Consider the following 14,188-nt stretch of genomic DNA (forward strand, 5'->3'; position numbering starts at 1 on the left):
ATTCAGGATTTGAGGTAGCCGTTCTCGGCCAGAAAGCTTTCGGTGATCCCGCCATGGCCGGGCTCGGCAGCCTTGTCACCCAGCAGCAGACGCTCCAGATAGCGCGCCAGCAGATCCACCTCCAGATTGACCTTACGGCCCGGGCGGTAGTCGGCCATGATGGTCTCGACCAGGGTGTGCGGCACGATGGTCAGCTCGAATTCGGCGCCATTGACCGAGTTGACGGTCAGGCTGGTGCCATCGACGGTGATCGAACCTTTGTGAGCGATGTACTTGGCCAGTTCGCGGGGAGCGCGCACGCGAAACTGGATCGCACGGGCATTGTCTTCCCGGGAGACGATTTCACCCACGCCATCCACATGGCCGCTGACCAGATGACCACCCAGACGCGAGGTCGGGGTCAGGGCTTTTTCCAGGTTGACCCGGCTGCCGGTCTTGAGGTCGACGAACGCGGTAACGGTCAGGGTTTCACGACTGACGTCGGCCCAGAAACCGTCGCCCGGCAATTCAACGGCGGTCAGGCAGACGCCGTTGACCGCGATGCTGTCGCCCAGTTTGACGTCACTCAGGTCGAGCTTGCCGGTTTCAACGTAAACGCGGACATCGCCGCCTTTGGGAGTCAGGGCGCGGATGCTGCCGATGGATTCGATAATGCCGGTAAACATGGGTCCTCCGGGAGAACAAGGGCTGCGCGCTAAGCGAAAGCCGGGAATTATACGCCCTGAGCCGGAACAGGGAGAGCGATGACTCGCCAGTCATTGCCGACTGCGCGCATTTCTACAATCTTCAGCTCCAGGGCTTCGCTCATTTGTGCCAGCGGCAGGTCGAGCAGCGGGCGGGCCGTGGAGCCCATGAACTTGCCCGCGATGAAAATCTGATATTCGTCGACCAGCCCCAGGCGTGTGAAAGCACCAGCCAGACGCGGGCCCGCTTCGACCAGCACGTCGTTGACACCACGCGCCGCCAGCTCGACCAGCAACTTGCGCAGGTCAACATGGCCGTCGTTGTTGGCCAGGGCCAGCATTTCATGGCCTTCTTCGTGATAACGGCTACGTGCCGACGCGGCGGCGCAGGTCGCAACCAGAGCGCTGCCGGCCTTGAAGAACGGCGCATCCAGCGGCACCCGCAGACGACTGTCGATCAAGACCCGCAAGGGCGGGCGCGTGGCGGCCAGGGCACTGAGCTCTGCATTCACGCCCAGCTCGTCGGGGCGCACAGTCAATCGCGCCTTGTCGGCCAATACCGTATCGGCGCCCGTCAGCACCACACTCGACTGCGCTCGCAGCCGTTGCACGGCGGAACGGGCCTCAGGGCCGGTGATCCACTGGCTTTCACCGCTGGCCATGGCCGTACGGCCATCCAGGCTCATGGCCAGTTTGACCCGCACATAAGGCAGGCCTTTTTCCATTCGCTTGAGGAAGCCCTTGTTCAGCGCACGGGCTTCTGCCTCCAGCACACCGCACTGAACCGCGATGCCAGCGCTCATCAAGCGCAGCAGACCGCGACCTGCCACTTCCGGATTGGGGTCCTGCATGGCAGCAACCACGCGGGCGACGCCGACATTGATCAGCGCATCGGCACAAGGCGGCGTGCGGCCATGGTGACTGCAAGGTTCAAGAGTGACGTAAGCGGTTGCACCACGGGCCTTGTCGCCCGCCTGACGCAAGGCATGCACTTCGGCATGGGGCTCGCCCGCCCGCGCATGCCAGCCCTCGCCCACGATCTGGCCGTCACGCACGATCACGCAGCCGACACGGGGATTGGGATGAGCGGAATAGATGCCTTTGCGCGCCAGTTCCAGCGCACGGGCCATGTAATGGACGTCCAGAGCGCCTTGCTCAGTCAACGCGGTACTCATTCTTTACCCGGCTCACGAGCAAGACGCTCGATTTCCTCACGAAATTCGTTGAGATCCTGGAAGCGTCGATAGACCGAAGCAAAGCGGATATAGGCCACTTCATCGAGCTTTTGCAGCTCGGTCATGACCAGTTCACCCACCACCAGGGATTTGACTTCACGCTCGCCGGTTGCCCGCAGCTTGTGCTTGATGTGCACAAGAGCCGCCTCAAGGCGCTCGACGCTCACGGGGCGTTTTTCAAGAGCACGCTGCATGCCGGCCCGCAACTTTTCTTCGTCGAAGGGCTGTCGACTGCCGTCCTGTTTGATCAGGCGGGGCAGGACCAGCTCGGCGGTTTCAAAGGTCGTGAAACGCTCGCCGCAAGCCAGGCACTCGCGACGGCGACGTACCTGTTCGCCTTCGGCAACAAGGCGTGAGTCGATGACTTTGGTGTCATTGGCACCGCAGAAGGGACAGTGCATGGTGGCAGGCAACAAAAAATGGGGAGCGCCATGGTAGCGCATCCCGCCGTCAAGACAAGACTCCGGCGCTACCCTCGTGCTCTTAATGCCGCATAAAAATGCATCCAGGCGATGTGAAACTGCCTGCATTCGGTAATACTGCATCACGGTCTTTTTATGGACCCTTTGTATTTTGTTTTTGTTGGAGCCGTTCATGACGCTACGCCCCTTTGTCTTGCTCGGGCTCATCGGCCTGCTGAGCGCTTGCAGCAGCACCGAAGCCCCACAACCGGCTCCCGCCAAACCCGTGGTGACAGCCCCCAAGGTCCCGGCAGGTCCAGGCCCGCTGCTGCCTCATCAACGAGAACTGAGCGGGCAACTGCTGGGCGTACCGGCTGGTGCGGAAGTCGAGCTGGCGGTGCTGGTGATCGACGAACGTGGCCGCCCGCAGAAACTGCTGACCAATACCAAACTGCAAGGCAACGGCCAGTCGCTGCCCTTCCAGTTGCGCTTCAACCCTGAAGCCTTCCCGGTTGGTCAACGGGTTGAATTGCGCGGACGCGCCAGCAAATCGGGCCAGTTGATCCTGCATCTGCCTTCGTTGCGCATAGAACAGCCCACCACTCAGGCTTTGGGACAGTTGCAATTCGTCAGCGCGCCATGAATGCACCGCCAGCCCTTCAGCAGTCGCTGAGCCAGTTGCTCGGCGACGCTCGACTGGTCGCGACCCCGTTACCGGGCACCGAGCTGAAACTGTGGCTGATCGATGCCGACAATATGGACCGCGCTTTCAGCCCCGACGAAACACGCCGTATTCTGGAAGAACCGCCTTACTGGAGTTTCTGCTGGGCCAGCGGCCTGGCTCTGGCGCACTTCCTGGCCAAGCATCCGCACTGGGTCGCGGGCAAGCGCGTGCTGGATTTCGGTGCTGGCTCCGGCGTGGCAGGCATTGCGGCAGTCAAGGCCGGTGCTGCCGAAGTGGTCGCGTGCGACCTGGACCCGCTGGCGCTGGCAGCCTGTCGAGCCAATGCCGAACTCAATGATGTACAGCTCGGTTACTCGGCGGACTTCTTTGCCGAGGCCGATCGCTTCGACCTGATCCTGGTTGCGGATGTGCTGTATGACCGCGCCAACCTGCCGCTGCTGGATCAGTTTCTCAGCCGTGGCCGTGAGGCACTGGTGGCGGACTCACGAGTCCGGGACTTCAGGCATGACGCCTATCAACGCCTGGCGATGCTGCATGCCCATACCCTTCCGGATCTGGCAGAGCCCCACGAGTTTCGCGACGTCAGCCTGTATCACGCCAGACGCTGAAGCGTCACCGCAGGTCTTGCCCTGATACTCGCCGCTTTCAGCAATGCCTTGAGGCCTTTATAGTTGGCGGCATTCAGATTTTGCGAGACACGCAATGAGCCAGGACACTTCTTACATCTTCGAGACAACCGCAGCGAACTTCGACCAGTTGGTGATCGACAAGTCATTCGATCAGCCGGTGCTGGTGGACTTCTGGGCCGAGTGGTGTGCACCTTGCAAAGTGCTGATGCCGTTGCTGGAGCAGATCACGGCCAGCTATCAGGGTGAATTGCTGCTGGCCAAGGTGAACTGCGATATCGAACAGGAAATCGTCGCCCGCTTCGGCATCCGCAGCCTGCCGACCGTGGTGCTGTTCAAGGACGGCCAGCCGGTGGATGGTTTTGCCGGTGCACAGCCCGAGTCGGAAATCCGCAAGATTCTCGAACAGCATGTGGTCATGCCGCCTCCGCCAGCAGCCGATCCGCTGCAACAGGCTCAGGCGCTGTTTGCCGAAAGCCGTTTCTCCGATGCCGAAGCCGTCCTCAAGGTGCTGCTGGGCGAAGACAACACCAATGCCTCGGCGCTGATTCTGTATGCGCGCTGCCTGGCTGAGCGTGGTGAGCTGGGTGAAGCCCGCACCGTGCTGGATGCGGTCAAGAGCGATGCCCACAAGGCCGAACTGGCAGGCGCGAAGGCGCAACTGACGTTCCTGGCCGAAGCCGCCACACTGCCGGATGCTGCCGAGCTGAAAACCCGTCTGGCCCAGAATCCGCTGGATGATGAAGCGTCACATCAACTGGCCGTCCAGCAATTGTCCCGCCAGCAATATGAGGCGGCGCTGGAAGGCCTGCTCAAACTGTTCATCCGCAACCGCAATTACGCCGAAGGCCTGCCGCACAAGACGCTGCTGCAAGTGTTCGACCTGCTGGGTAACGACCACCCGCTGGTGACCACCTACCGCCGCAAGCTGTTTGCAGCGCTCTACTGAGTGAGCAAAGTCGCCAGCAAGCTGCCTCCCACAAAGTGATTTATGCCTTATCGGGAAGGTTGACCCAGCTATACAGCGGTGCATCCGCGCCGCTTTCGACTTTCACATTGGCGCTATGGCGCAGACGTACCAGCAGGCGTTTGCCAGCGGCGGTGCTGCCGGTCAGCCCTTCCAGTTTCCCCAGCAGATCCGGCCCGCTGAGTTGCCCGGCCTCTTGCAGCAAATCCCTGGCGGCCTGCCAGGTCCTGTCGTCCTGATTGACCGGCTTGCTTTGCACCACACTGCTCACCTCTGGGGCTGCCGCCTTGAGCTGGGCACCCAGTTGCGCCCAGTCACCGTCATCCAGCTCCAGCGTCAAATCAACAGGCCACTGGCCGATGGTTCCACGGATACGCAACATGCTCTGTCTCCTCGCTTGGCAGGCGCACATGCTCCCACAGCATCAGACACAGAGCCAGCGAGCAGCCCGAACATCATCGCCCCCAAGAAAGCCAGCAAAGGCTTCGACGTCGTAGGCGTTTTCCCAGTGCTCGATGACCTTCCCATCACGAAAGCGCCAAAGCCCGCAGAACGGCATGCAGATGCGCTTGTCGCCCGACGTTGCACGCAGGCTTCCCAGAACCGCGCCGAAATAATCATTGGCGATGATTTCCTGCACATCCATATGAAGCGACGAGTGCGTCATCGCGATGAGTTCGACTTCATGAAGACGCACCGCCTGTTTGCCGATGGCGGTAGGCGGGCAGGCATTGCGGTCAGCCTTGTGCAATACGATGTCATCGTCCGAAAACTCGGCAATACGGGTCAGGTCCTCATAAATAGCCCACAGAGTGGCGATATTGCTCTGGCAGGTGCTCATGGCATTTCCTCCTCAGCGCTCGGGACGCCACACCGGCAACAGAAGCTGATCGACTTCCCGAACAATGGCTGACAACTGATCCTCATCCAGTTGCACACTCGCCGCCCTGGCGTTTTCTTCCAGATGGGCGATGGATGTAGTGCCGGGAATCAACACGGTGTTCGGGGCATGATTGAGCAACCACGCCAGAGCCAGTTGCGAAGGTGTCAGCCCATAGTGACGGGCTAGAGGCAACAACGCGCTGTCAGGCCCGACAAGAGCGCCGTGCCCGAGGGGGAACCATGGAATGAATGCAACATTCAGCTCCAGCGCCCGTTGCAATACCGCCTCATCGGTACGGTCGACAATGTTGTAGAGGTTCTCGATGGCTGCAATGTTCGCCACGCAATGGGCCTGTTCCAGTTGCTCAAGGGTCACGCCTGGCTGGCTCGATAAACCGATATGGCGGATCTTGCCCTGTTCGCGCAAACGGACAAGCTCGCCCAGGGAATCGGCAAGCGGCACCAGGGGATCAATGCTGTGCAACTGGTACAGGTCGATCCGCTCGACCTGAAGTCGGCGCAAGCTCATCTCGACCTGCTGACGCAAATACTCGGGCCGCCCCAAGGGCACAATGTAGGGAGCGCCCGGCGCGCCATGAATCCAGTCGTTGGGGCCCGACCGCAGCATTCCGCCCTTGGTGGAAATGACCAGATCCTGAGGGTATGGGTAAAGCGCCTCGCGAATGATGTCTTCGTTATCCCCCGGCCCATAGGCGTCTGCCGTGTCGATGAAGGTAATGCCCAGGTCATGAACGGCATGACGCAGTACGGCTCTGGCCTGCTCCGTATTCTCCGCAGGCCCCCACATGCCATAACCGGTCAGGTGCATGGCGCCATACCCCATGCGCCTGATGGGCATGTCATCTCCCAGCACAAAAGTATCCGCGGCCAAAGCTGCTGTGAACGTCATGGTTAAACCTCCCTGTTGTGCCATGTGCCCAGGGTTATTTCAGCGGTAATGCCAGGACCGAACCCGGCAATGATTCCGCGAGCTCCCTGATGAGCGCCACCGGCCTCGAACAACCGGCGCAATGCATCCAGCACAACCGCCGAAGCGATGTTGCCGTACTCGGTCAATGTGGCGCGGCTGTGTGTGAATAGAGCGCAATCCACGCCCAGATAGTGCGACAGGTCATCGAGGATCCGCGGGCCACCGGCATGAATGATGTAGAAATCCAGATCGTCAGCCTGCCATCCATGATCTGCGGCCACCGAACGCAGCTCCGGTGCCAGTTGCTCCATGGTTCCCGGCACACGCCGATCAAGACAGAAGTGAAAGCCGGTGGCTTTGACGGCGTAGCTGATCCAGTCTTCGGTCCCCGGAACCAGACGCGAGCCATTGCTCACCAGCCGGATACCTTCCCCCCCCTGCCCCCGTACCACCGCAGCCGCCAAGGCATCGCCGAACAGGCCGTTGGACAGAAGATTGCCCACCGTCATGTCCGCAGGCTGGTAACACAGCGAACAGAATTCGCAGGCCACAATCAGCACATTGGCATCCTGATAAGCCAGGCAGAAGTCATGAGCGCGATTGATGGCCGAGCCGCCGGCCGCACATCCCAACTGCGCGATGGGTATCTGCCGTGTATCGGTGCGAAACCCCAGTTCATTGATCATCCAGGCCGTCAGTGAAGGCATCAGGAAACCGGTGCAGGACACATAAATGATCGCGTCGATCTGCTCAGGGACAAGCTGAGCATTGGCCAGCGCCCGACTGACAACCGCGGGAATCCGCGCCTTGGCCTCACGCTCATAAATCCGGTTGCGCACCTCGAAACCCGGATGCTCCAGGGTCTGCTCTATCGATTGCACCAGATGGCGTTTGCTTACTCGGGTATTGCGGATCAGACGCTTTGCAAGCGCCAGTTGGGGGTGATGTGGATGCAGGCTGGAAACAAGTGCCAGGGTTTCTTCAAGACTGATCGTGAACTCCGGAACAGCGACAGCCGGGCAACAAAGCATTGGCATGGTTCTCTCCCTGAGACTCGGTTCCGGACCGATGAAATGCCTTCTTCATTTGACGTTAGGAGGAATTTCAGGCGCCATGAGATTGCTTCGTCATAACTTGAGTACCGCGTATGCCAAATCGAAGACGCGGAGAAAAAACAGGTCACTCGCACCATCAATTGTTATAAGATCACATAACAGATTTTTTCAAATCATGTCCGGAGTCCTTCATGCGCCGTCTGTTTCTCGCACTACCCTTCGCCCTTCTGCCACTGGCCGTTGCCAACGCTGCCGAACCACATGACCACGAACACGAGCACGGCAGCCTGGGTGCACACGAGCATGGCGTGGGCCGTCTGGATGTAGTGCTGTCGGGCAAGACACTGGAGCTGGAATTCGAAAGCCCGGCGATGAACATCGTGGGCTTCGAGCATGAAGCGACTTCCGCCGAAGACAAGGCAAAGCTGGCCAAGGCTCGCGAGCAACTGCTCAAGCCCAATGCGCTGTTCAGCATCTCGGATGCCGCCAACTGCTCGGCCACTTCGGTGAAGCTCGAAAGCCCGCTGTTCGGCGACAAGGATGATGATCACGACGAAGACGACCACGCCAAGGGCGGTGATGAACATCATCACGAACACAGCGAAATCAAGGGCCATTACAAGTTCGTCTGCGATGCTCCGGCCATCCTGAAGAAGCTGGACCTGAGCCAGATTTTCCTGACCTTCCCCGATACCAAGAAACTGCAGGTACAAATGATCTCGCCAAGCGGCCAGTCTGGCGCAGAAGTGATTGCATCGAACCCGTCGATCAAGTTCTGATTGCCGCACGCTGCAGAACGACCGGGCCTGGCCCGGTCTTTTACTTTTCATGTACACCTCAACACACCGCGAGTCAGGCTTATGACCCAAGCACTTATCGAGCTGTCGGACCTGAGCTTCAACTGGCCGGGGCATCCGCAATTGCTGGATATCCCGGCATTTCGCCTGGAGCCTGGAGAAACGCTGTTCCTCAAAGGCCCGAGCGGCAGTGGCAAGACCACCTTGCTGGGCCTGCTGGGTGGCGTACAGAAACCTGGGAGCGGCAGCATCCGTCTGTTGGGCCAGGACCTGTCGAAATTGTCGGCGGGTGCCCGGGACCGCTTTCGGGTCGATCACACCGGTTATATCTTCCAGCAGTTCAACCTGCTGCCGTTTCTCTCGGTGCGGGAGAATGTCGAGTTGCCCTGCCACTTCTCCAGAGTCCGCGCTGAACGGGCGAAACAGCGACATGGCAGCGTCGAACAAGCCACCAGCACGCTGCTCGCTCACCTGGGCCTGAAAGATCCAGCCTTGCTGAGCCGTCGCGCCGGGTCCCTTTCCATCGGCCAGCAACAACGGGTGGCGGCCGCTCGTGCCTTGATCGGCCAGCCGGAACTGGTGATCGCCGACGAACCCACCTCGGCTCTGGATGCCGATACCCGTGAATCCTTCATTCGTCTGTTGTTCGCCGAATGCCGCGAAGCCGGTTCCAGCCTGTTATTCGTCAGCCATGACCAGAGCCTGGCGCCGCTGTTCGACCGCAACCTGTCGCTGTCCGAACTCAATCGCGCTGCCGTCGACGTGGAGATTTGAGATGTATCTGTTTCGTCTGGCAATAGCCAGCCTGGCCAACCGCCGCTTCACCGCATTCCTCACTGTTTTCGCCATTGCCCTGTCGGTCTGCCTGTTGCTGGCCGTGGAGCGGGTGCGCACCGAAGCCCGCGCCAGCTTCGCCAGCACCATCAGCGGCACGGACCTGATCGTCGGCGCCCGCTCCGGCTCGATCAACCTGCTGCTCTACTCGGTGTTCCGCATCGGCAATGCCACCAACAACATTCGTTGGGACAGCTTCGAGCATCTGGCCAATCACAAGCAGGTCAAATGGGCCATTCCGATTTCCCTGGGCGACTCCCATCGCGGCTATCGGGTGATGGGCACCAACGAATCCTATTTCGAGAATTATCAGTACGGCCGCCAGCAACACCTGACACTGGCCGATGGTCGTGCCTTCCAGACCGACCCGTTTGAAGTGGTCCTGGGCTCGGAAGTCGCCAAGGCCCTGCATTACAAGCTGGGCGACAAACTGGTCCTGGCACACGGCGTGGCTGCGATCAGCCTGGTCAAGCACGACGACAAACCGTTCACGGTGGTGGGCATTCTGAAACCCACCGGCACACCGGTCGACCGCACGCTGCATATCAGCCTGGGCGGCATGGAGGCCATTCACATTGACTGGCACAACGGCGCGCCTGCACGGGGCAATGAACGCATCTCCGCCGATCAGGCACGCAACATGGACCTGACGCCAACGGCGATCACGGCCGTCATGCTGGGCCTGAACAGCAAGATCGCGACGTTCAGCCTGCAACGCGAGATCAATGAGTTCCGCGGCGAGCCATTGCTGGCAATATTGCCGGGTGTTGCGTTGCAGGAGTTGTGGAGCCTGATGGGCACCGCCGAAAAAGCCCTGTTCGTGATATCACTGTTCGTGGTGCTCACCGGCCTGATCGGTATGCTGACGGCCATTCTGACCAGCCTGAACGAACGTCGTCGTGAAATGGCGATCCTGCGATCGGTCGGCGCACGGCCCTGGCACATCGCAAGCCTGTTGATTCTCGAAGCCTTTGCCCTGGCACTGGCGGGCGTTATCAGCGGCCTTGCACTGCTCTATCTCGGCATCGCGCTGGCTCAGGATCCTGTACAAAACAGTTACGGTTTATACCTGTCGACTATGCCACCCGGCCAATATGAATGGAAATTGCTCGGTGGCATCCTTGCTGCCGCGCTGTTGATGGGGACTATCCCGGCATGGCGAGCCTACAGGCAATCGCTGGCCGATGGCCTGTCGATTCGCTTATGAGGAGCTTCACTATGCGGCGCCTGCTGATAACCCTGCTGTTCTCGGCCAGCACTTCGGTGTGGGCCGTCGAGCCGCGCGAGCTGACCTGGAACGACATGATTCCACCCGATGCACCTGTCGTGGCGCCGATAACAGCGCCGATGCACGACATGTCGAAGCTGTCCGATGCACTGGCCATGGAGTCAGCACCGGCAGCCAGACAACTGGCTCCCCATGCACCTGTCGTCAAGGCACTGGATGGCAAGCTGGTACGCCTGCCGGGTTACATCGTGCCGCTCGAGGTCAGCGAGGAAGGTCGAGTGACGGAATTCTTGCTGGTGCCGTATTTCGGTGCCTGCATCCATGTTCCGCCACCGCCCGCAAACCAGATCGTACATGTCACCAGTGAACTGGGCGTGAAGGTCGATGAGCTGTATCAGCCGTACTGGATTGAAGGGCCGATGCAGGCAAAATCATCGACCAGCGAGCTGGCCGAGGCGGGTTATCAAATGCAGGCAGACAAGATTTTTGTCTATGAATTGCCGGATTCGTGAGGTTCCAGAGGGCTCTCAACAGTTTCATTGAGCTGTATCAAAGTCGCCTCAAAACAGCGCTTTAACATTAGCCCATAAAACTTTTTGACCCCTTGGAGCCACTCATGAAAACGTCCTTGCTTCGCGCTTCCCTGATAGCCCTGGCCATCGCTGCACCCACTGCCGCACAGGCCTATGAAGCGGGTGATTTCATCGTCCGTGCCGGTGCCGCCCATGTTGATCCTCAAGAAGAGAGCGGCGAACTGAAGTTCGATGGCAACAAAGTCTCCGGCACCAAGGCAAGCCTCAATGGCGATACTCAGCTCGGCCTGACCTTTGCCTACATGCTGACCAACCATATCGGTATCGAGCTGCTGGCAGCGACCCCTTTCAACCACACCGTTTCGGTCAGCGGCCTGGGCGCAGGACTCGACGGCAAGCTGGCCGATGTAAAGCATTTGCCACCAACCCTGTCCCTGCAGTACTACCCGATGGCGCCTTCGTCGAAGTTCCAGCCTTATGCAGGCATCGGCATCAACTACACCACATTCTTCGACAACGACCTGACCAGCAACCGCAAGGATCAGGGCTTCAGCAACCTCAAGCTCAAGGATTCGGTTGGCCTGGCTGGCCAGTTGGGCATGGACTACCTGATCACTGACAACGTTCTGCTCAACGCCTCGGTCTGGTATGTCGACATCGACACCGAAGCCACCGTAGACGGCCCGGCCGCTCTGGGCTTCAGCAAGACCAAGGTCAACGTGGACATCGACCCATGGGTCTACATGGTTGGTGTGGGTTACAAGTTCTGATCGCTGCAACAGAATGCACAAAGGCACCCACCAGGGTGCCTTTGTGCATTCTGGGCTATCCGCGGGTTATCTGAAACCGGGAGCCCTGCACGTGCGCGATAGAAATGCCTTGCCCTTCAGGCAATTGCAACTCATAGAACGCCAGCAGAAACCGCTCAGGCGTGAGTGGAGTAGCGCTGCTACTGCAATCGAAGAACTTGCTGATAACAAATAGAAGAGCGCCTATCGAAACGATAGCGCCGGGATATATTTGAATGAACTGTAAAAAAGTTGGTCCGGTCTGACTGCTGTAGCTAAGGGTTTCAGGACCAAACATGATCGTGAAAACACCCACCAGAATCATCAACCAGGAAGTAATGCGAAGCACCATATAACATGTAGACCGGAACGTTCTCCCATCACCTCTTACTTGCTCAAGATATTGTGAATACTCATTCACGAAACCTGCTACGACCAACTCACACGGCACTTTTTCGACCCTGACGAAATGGGCGTCGTTTTCACCCTGCATATCTCATACGCTCCGTTTAAAAAGGCGCTGGATGCGATAAGGCTATTCAAACGGTTTTGTGTTCCAAAAAAAAGCCGACTACATCTGATACAGAAAAGTCCTACGAGACAAAAGGAAAAAGATCTAGATCGGAATAATCGCTGGCTACGTAACTACCTGAAAGCCTGCTCCCACAAATAAATTTGCGGGAACAGACACTCAATATTCAACGCCCCAGCAAACGCGCCAGCCCGACACTCAGCGGTGTCGTTTCATCCAGCTTGAAACGTTCCAGCAGACGCCGGTTATCCGCCCGCGAATGACGAATGTCGCCAGAACGCGGGGCCTGATAGCTGACGGGTGGCAGGCCCCCGACTACGTCCTTCAGAGCCGCCAACAGCTCATTGAGCGAAGTGGCCTTGTTCAGACCGACATTGATAGCGCCTTCGGCCGGGCTGGTCTGCTCCAGAGCCTGGGTCAGCAGCCTGGCCAGATCGCCGATGTAGAAAAAGTCCCGGGTCTGCTCGCCATCACCAAATACCGTGATCGGCAGCCCTTTCTCGGCACGCTCGGCAAAGATGCTGATCACACCGGAATACGGTGACGATGGATCCTGACGCGGGCCGAAGATATTGAAGAAGCGAAAGATCACGGGCTCGAAACCGTGCTGACGGCGATAGAAGTCCAGGTATTGCTCGCTGGCCAGCTTGTCCGAGGCATAAGGCGTCAACGGCGACTTGGGCGTGTCTTCAGTGATCGACTCACCTTCGCCATTGTTGCCGTACACCGCCGCACTGGAAGCAAACAACACGCGCTTGATCCCCGCCTCGCGCATGGCTTCGCAGACATTCAAGGTGCCGATGAAGTTGCTCTGGTGGGTTTTGACCGGATTTTCTACCGAGGCTTGCACCGAAGCGACCGCTGCCAGATGCACAACAGCCTGACACCCCTGGGCCGCACGAGTGACCAGGGCACTGTCGGCGACATCGCCTTCGATCAGCTCGATACGAGGATTATCCAGCGGCAGATTGCTGCGCTTGCCGGTTGAGAGGTCATCAAGGATGCGTACTGCATACCCCTGGGCCAACAAGGCATCAGCCAGGTGGGAGCCAATGAAGCCAGCACCGCCGGTAATCAGGATTGGAGCGTCAGACATGTCGATAGTACCGATCCAGCAGGCTTGGCAACCCCGCACGCCAGGCGCGGGGCTTGATGCCGAAGGTATGGAGAATTTTCTTGCAGGCCAGCACGCCATGCTGCGGCTCTTGCGCGGCATCGGGCCGTGCGGCGTGGGCCTGGGCAGTAGGCGATTCGATGGCCAGCGGATGCAACAGCCTCGCCTCGGTGAGGACAGCCTGCCCCAACGCCAGCGGCGTCGTGGCCTCGTGACCGGCGTAGTGGTAGGTCCCCCACAACGGCGCCTCGCAGTCGAGCTGCTTGAGAACCGAAATGATGACCCGGGCAGCATCGTCGACCGGCGTCGGATTGCCGCGCCGGTCATCGGCCAGCAACAGTTCCTCCGGCTGTTCGGCGCGGGTCAGGAAACGGCCCAGCACGCCATCGGCGCTGTCATCCAGCAACCAGCCAAAGCGTACCAGCACATGTTGCGGACAGGCTGCACGCACGCTCTGTTCGATACGCCACAAGGCCTGGCCACGCAGCCCTAAAGGCACGGGATCGTCCTTTTCGCTGTAGGCAGTCGCCCGCGAGCCATCGAACACTCGATAGCTGGAAGGCTGAACAAGAATGATGTTGTGGTGCTGACACAATTCGGCCAGGCGCTCCACGGAGCGTTCCTGGTGGGTCAGACGCGCTTCACTCACTGTCTCCGCCTGAAACCAGTCGAAGTAGTAAGCAAGGTTGATCAAGGCATCGGGACGGGTGTCATCGAGCAGTTGCGTCAGGCTCGCTGCGTCCCAACCGTCTTGCGGTGGACGCGGCGCGAGGAAACCAATGTCTTCCTCGGCACCCAGACGAATCAGCGCTTGCCCGAGGGCATTCCCGCCGCCCAATAGCATAAGGCGCATTCGCATAGAGTCAGCAGGCTCGGTAAATCATCAAGTAATCAGGT

At 59.4% G+C, this 14,188-nt stretch carries 18 protein-coding genes; 8 read left to right on the plus strand and 10 right to left on the minus strand.

What is annotated here, in order from left to right; translation table 11 throughout:
• Positions 1–2 precede the first annotated feature (2 nt).
• The 3 genes from KQP88_RS21585 to nrdR are packed head-to-tail and all read right to left on the minus strand — an operon-like array spanning position 3 to position 2,319.
• Positions 3–665: a riboflavin synthase gene (locus tag KQP88_RS21585; protein ID WP_198728196.1), complete on the minus strand. Its 663-nt coding sequence runs from the start codon at positions 663–665 to the stop codon at positions 3–5.
• A 47-nt stretch (positions 666–712) separates the two neighbouring features.
• Positions 713–1,858 (minus strand): bifunctional diaminohydroxyphosphoribosylaminopyrimidine deaminase/5-amino-6-(5-phosphoribosylamino)uracil reductase RibD, encoded by a 1,146-nt coding sequence (gene ribD, locus KQP88_RS21590; protein ID WP_216704132.1) that lies wholly within the window; start codon positions 1,856–1,858, stop codon positions 713–715.
• On the minus strand, positions 1,855–2,319 hold the full coding sequence (gene nrdR, locus KQP88_RS21595; RefSeq protein WP_025262018.1) for a transcriptional regulator NrdR: 465 nt from the start codon (positions 2,317–2,319) through the stop codon (positions 1,855–1,857). The genes ribD and nrdR overlap by 4 nt, the downstream gene beginning before the upstream one ends.
• A gap of 193 nt (positions 2,320–2,512) precedes the next feature.
• Between nrdR and KQP88_RS21600 the strand changes: the two genes are divergently transcribed.
• From KQP88_RS21600 to trxA, 3 genes are all read left to right on the plus strand, one after another.
• Entirely contained in the window at positions 2,513–2,962 is a 450-nt protein-coding gene (locus KQP88_RS21600; RefSeq protein WP_216704133.1) for a hypothetical protein, read from the plus strand.
• Positions 2,959–3,612 carry a class I SAM-dependent methyltransferase gene (locus KQP88_RS21605; RefSeq protein WP_216704134.1) on the plus strand — a complete coding sequence of 218 codons (654 nt, stop codon included), beginning with the start codon at positions 2,959–2,961 and terminating at the stop codon, positions 3,610–3,612. Before KQP88_RS21600 ends, KQP88_RS21605 begins: the two co-directional genes overlap by 4 nt.
• Before the next feature lie 94 nt (positions 3,613–3,706).
• On the plus strand, positions 3,707–4,579 hold the full coding sequence (gene trxA / locus KQP88_RS21610; protein ID WP_025262021.1) for a thioredoxin: 873 nt from the start codon (positions 3,707–3,709) through the stop codon (positions 4,577–4,579).
• A 40-nt stretch (positions 4,580–4,619) separates the two neighbouring features.
• Here the strand turns inward: trxA and KQP88_RS21615 are convergent, their stop codons facing one another.
• Genes KQP88_RS21615 through KQP88_RS21630 form a run of 4 tightly spaced genes read right to left on the minus strand, consistent with a single transcriptional unit; the run spans position 4,620 to position 7,447 of the window.
• Positions 4,620–4,979 carry a hypothetical protein gene (locus KQP88_RS21615; protein WP_216704135.1) on the minus strand — a complete coding sequence of 120 codons (360 nt, stop codon included), beginning with the start codon at positions 4,977–4,979 and terminating at the stop codon, positions 4,620–4,622.
• Between the two features lie 42 nt (positions 4,980–5,021).
• A complete protein-coding gene (locus KQP88_RS21620) occupies positions 5,022–5,438 on the minus strand; it encodes a nuclear transport factor 2 family protein (RefSeq protein WP_216704136.1) in 417 nt (138 codons plus the stop codon).
• A gap of 12 nt (positions 5,439–5,450) precedes the next feature.
• Positions 5,451–6,389, minus strand: coding sequence for an aldo/keto reductase (locus tag KQP88_RS21625; RefSeq protein WP_253950516.1), 939 nt, complete (start codon positions 6,387–6,389; stop codon positions 5,451–5,453).
• 2 nt (positions 6,390–6,391) lie between these two features.
• Positions 6,392–7,447, minus strand: a complete 1,056-nt coding sequence (locus KQP88_RS21630) for a type III polyketide synthase (RefSeq protein ID WP_216704137.1) — start codon at positions 7,445–7,447, stop codon at positions 6,392–6,394.
• A gap of 209 nt (positions 7,448–7,656) precedes the next feature.
• Here KQP88_RS21630 and KQP88_RS21635 point away from each other — a divergent pair, with 209 nt between their 5' ends.
• The 5 genes from KQP88_RS21635 to KQP88_RS21655 all read left to right on the plus strand — a co-directional run bounded on the left by KQP88_RS21635 (position 7,657) and on the right by KQP88_RS21655 (position 11,627).
• Positions 7,657–8,244, plus strand: a complete 588-nt coding sequence (locus KQP88_RS21635; RefSeq protein WP_200994453.1) for a DUF2796 domain-containing protein — start codon at positions 7,657–7,659, stop codon at positions 8,242–8,244.
• An 81-nt stretch (positions 8,245–8,325) separates the two neighbouring features.
• Complete coding sequence (locus tag KQP88_RS21640) at positions 8,326–9,036, plus strand: ABC transporter ATP-binding protein (protein ID WP_200994452.1); 711 nt, start codon at positions 8,326–8,328, stop codon at positions 9,034–9,036.
• Between the two features lies 1 nt (position 9,037).
• Complete coding sequence (locus KQP88_RS21645) at positions 9,038–10,303, plus strand: ABC transporter permease (protein ID WP_200994451.1); 1,266 nt, start codon at positions 9,038–9,040, stop codon at positions 10,301–10,303.
• A gap of 11 nt (positions 10,304–10,314) precedes the next feature.
• The gene (locus tag KQP88_RS21650) at positions 10,315–10,836 is read left to right on the plus strand and encodes a DUF3299 domain-containing protein (RefSeq protein WP_025262029.1); all 522 of its coding nucleotides are present in this window, start codon (positions 10,315–10,317) and stop codon (positions 10,834–10,836) included.
• 104 nt (positions 10,837–10,940) lie between these two features.
• Complete coding sequence (locus KQP88_RS21655; protein WP_200994450.1) at positions 10,941–11,627, plus strand: OmpW/AlkL family protein; 687 nt, start codon at positions 10,941–10,943, stop codon at positions 11,625–11,627.
• Positions 11,628–11,682: 55 nt separating this feature from the next.
• Here the strand turns inward: KQP88_RS21655 and KQP88_RS21660 are convergent, their stop codons facing one another.
• The 3 genes from KQP88_RS21660 to KQP88_RS21670 form a co-directional block, all read right to left on the minus strand.
• The gene (locus KQP88_RS21660) at positions 11,683–12,138 is read right to left on the minus strand and encodes a hypothetical protein (protein WP_216704138.1); all 456 of its coding nucleotides are present in this window, start codon (positions 12,136–12,138) and stop codon (positions 11,683–11,685) included.
• Between the two features lie 205 nt (positions 12,139–12,343).
• Complete coding sequence (locus KQP88_RS21665) at positions 12,344–13,273, minus strand: NAD-dependent epimerase/dehydratase family protein (RefSeq protein WP_216704139.1); 930 nt, start codon at positions 13,271–13,273, stop codon at positions 12,344–12,346.
• On the minus strand, positions 13,266–14,150 hold the full coding sequence (locus tag KQP88_RS21670) for a sugar nucleotide-binding protein (protein WP_117163564.1): 885 nt from the start codon (positions 14,148–14,150) through the stop codon (positions 13,266–13,268). The genes KQP88_RS21665 and KQP88_RS21670 overlap by 8 nt, the downstream gene beginning before the upstream one ends.
• Between the last annotated feature and the right edge of the window lie 38 nt (positions 14,151–14,188).

Source organism: Pseudomonas lijiangensis (assembly GCF_018968705.1).
In the GTDB taxonomy this organism is placed as follows: domain Bacteria; phylum Pseudomonadota; class Gammaproteobacteria; order Pseudomonadales; family Pseudomonadaceae; genus Aquipseudomonas; species Aquipseudomonas lijiangensis.

Coding starts and splice junctions, on each gene's coding strand:
- KQP88_RS21620 (WP_216704136.1), bottom strand. CDS start 5,438: ATGAGCACCTGCCAGAGCAATATCGCCACTCTGTGGGCTATTTATGAG.
- KQP88_RS21615 (WP_216704135.1), bottom strand. CDS start 4,979: ATGTTGCGTATCCGTGGAACCATCGGCCAGTGGCCTGTTGATTTGACG.
- KQP88_RS21645 (WP_200994451.1), top strand. CDS start 9,038: ATGTATCTGTTTCGTCTGGCAATAGCCAGCCTGGCCAACCGCCGCTTC.
- KQP88_RS21585 (WP_198728196.1), bottom strand. CDS start 665: ATGTTTACCGGCATTATCGAATCCATCGGCAGCATCCGCGCCCTGACT.
- KQP88_RS21630 (WP_216704137.1), bottom strand. CDS start 7,447: ATGCCAATGCTTTGTTGCCCGGCTGTCGCTGTTCCGGAGTTCACGATC.
- KQP88_RS21600 (WP_216704133.1), top strand. CDS start 2,513: ATGACGCTACGCCCCTTTGTCTTGCTCGGGCTCATCGGCCTGCTGAGC.
- KQP88_RS21650 (WP_025262029.1), top strand. CDS start 10,315: ATGCGGCGCCTGCTGATAACCCTGCTGTTCTCGGCCAGCACTTCGGTG.
- KQP88_RS21605 (WP_216704134.1), top strand. CDS start 2,959: ATGAATGCACCGCCAGCCCTTCAGCAGTCGCTGAGCCAGTTGCTCGGC.
- KQP88_RS21635 (WP_200994453.1), top strand. CDS start 7,657: ATGCGCCGTCTGTTTCTCGCACTACCCTTCGCCCTTCTGCCACTGGCC.
- KQP88_RS21670 (WP_117163564.1), bottom strand. CDS start 14,150: ATGCGAATGCGCCTTATGCTATTGGGCGGCGGGAATGCCCTCGGGCAA.
- KQP88_RS21660 (WP_216704138.1), bottom strand. CDS start 12,138: ATGCAGGGTGAAAACGACGCCCATTTCGTCAGGGTCGAAAAAGTGCCG.
- KQP88_RS21640 (WP_200994452.1), top strand. CDS start 8,326: ATGACCCAAGCACTTATCGAGCTGTCGGACCTGAGCTTCAACTGGCCG.
- KQP88_RS21625 (WP_253950516.1), bottom strand. CDS start 6,389: ATGACGTTCACAGCAGCTTTGGCCGCGGATACTTTTGTGCTGGGAGAT.
- KQP88_RS21665 (WP_216704139.1), bottom strand. CDS start 13,273: ATGTCTGACGCTCCAATCCTGATTACCGGCGGTGCTGGCTTCATTGGC.
- nrdR (WP_025262018.1), bottom strand. CDS start 2,319: ATGCACTGTCCCTTCTGCGGTGCCAATGACACCAAAGTCATCGACTCA.
- KQP88_RS21655 (WP_200994450.1), top strand. CDS start 10,941: ATGAAAACGTCCTTGCTTCGCGCTTCCCTGATAGCCCTGGCCATCGCT.
- ribD (WP_216704132.1), bottom strand. CDS start 1,858: ATGAGTACCGCGTTGACTGAGCAAGGCGCTCTGGACGTCCATTACATG.
- trxA (WP_025262021.1), top strand. CDS start 3,707: ATGAGCCAGGACACTTCTTACATCTTCGAGACAACCGCAGCGAACTTC.